The organism is Streptomyces flavofungini (assembly GCF_041028215.1).
Lineage (GTDB): Bacteria > Actinomycetota > Actinomycetes > Streptomycetales > Streptomycetaceae > Streptomyces > Streptomyces flavofungini_B.
In genome coordinates, this window is record NZ_JASKYR010001207.1 from 1 (window position 1) to 1,513 (window position 1,513).

The following is a 1,513-nucleotide window of genomic DNA, read 5'->3' on the forward strand; positions in this document are numbered from 1 at the left end:
CCGTACGACTCCGCGCCCACCCCGTACGGCTCCGCGACGCGCCGCGCCCCCCGCCGTGAGGTACGCGGCAGGGGGCGCGGGCGGCACTGCGGGCCGACGGGGGCTCAGCGGCGGGCGACGCCCTCCGCGCGGGCCGCGGCGGCGACGGCGGCCGTCACGGCCGGTGCGACGCGCTCGTCGAACGGCGACGGGATCACGTAGTCGGCGGCGAGCTCGTCACCGACGACGGCCGCGAGGGCGTCGGCGGCGGCGATCTTCATGCCCTCGGTGATCCGCGACGCGCGGACCTGGAGGGCACCGGCGAAGATGCCGGGGAAGGCGAGCACGTTGTTGATCTGGTTCGGGTAGTCCGAGCGGCCGGTCGCCACCACGGCCGCGTACTTGTGCGCGACGTCGGGGTGGACCTCCGGGTTCGGGTTGGCCATGGCGAACACGAAGGCCCGCGGGGCCATGGACGCGACGGCCGCCTCGGGGACGGTGCCGCCCGAGACGCCGATGAAGACGTCGGCCCCGGCGAGCGCGGACTCCAGCGAGCCGCTGAGACCGGCCTTGTTGGTGAGCTCGGCCAGCTCGCGCTTGACCGGCGTGAGGTCCTCGCGGTCCCGGCTCACGACGCCCTTGCGGTCGGCCACCGCCACGTCGCCGAGCCCCGCCTCAAGCAGGAACTTGGCGATGGCGACACCGGCCGCACCGGCCCCGGAGATCACGGCGCGCAGGTCGCCGAGCGTGCGCCCGGTCAGCTTCGCCGCGTTGCGCAGGGCCGCCAGCGTCACCACGGCGGTGCCGTGCTGGTCGTCGTGGAAGACCGGGATGTCGAGCCGCTCCTGGAGCTTGCGCTCGATCTCGAAGCACCGGGGCGCCGAGATGTCCTCCAGGTTCACGCCGCCGAAGGACGGGGCGAGCCGCACGACGGTGTCGACGATCTCGTCGGCGTCGGTCGTCGCGAGCGCGATCGGCACCGCGTCCACGCCGCCGAACTGCTTGAAGAGGATGGCCTTGCCCTCCATGACGGGGAGGGAGGCCTCGGCCCCGATGTCCCCGAGGCCGAGCACGGCGGTGCCGTCGGTCACGACGGCGACCACGTTCGACTTCCACGTGTAGTCGTGGACGAGCTCCGGGCGCTCGGCGATCGCGCTGCACACTTTCGCGACGCCGGGCGTGTACGCGAGGGACAGGTCGTCCTTGTCGCGGACCGGCACGGTGGCCTGCACGGCCATCTTGCCGCCGCGGTGCAGCGCAAACGCCGGATCGAAGGGCTCCTCCGCGCCTTCGTTGTCCGTATCGCTGTCGCTGCGAGGATTGACGATCTCCGCTGCCACTTGTCTGACCCCTTAAGTCTTATTCATTCGTTGAGGGTGTCCGCTCCTGGTTGAGAAGCGGGCGGGCACCGCGTCCGTTCCCCGCCTGTCGGCGGAGGGAGGTACGGACACGCGGGCGCGCCGCACACGCGCCCTGGGCCCCGGATGAGGGGTGTAACCACTCTTTCTACCCGACAGCGGCAGGCGGGGGCGAG

The 1,513-nt window shown here is 72.6% G+C and carries 1 protein-coding gene; it reads right to left on the reverse strand.

What is annotated here, in order from left to right; genetic code table 11:
• Positions 1–104: 104 nt before the first annotated feature.
• Entirely contained in the window at positions 105–1,319 is a 1,215-nt protein-coding gene (locus AB8Z36_RS39780) for an NAD(P)-dependent malic enzyme (RefSeq protein WP_369218231.1), read from the reverse strand.
• Between the last annotated feature and the right edge of the window lie 194 nt (positions 1,320–1,513).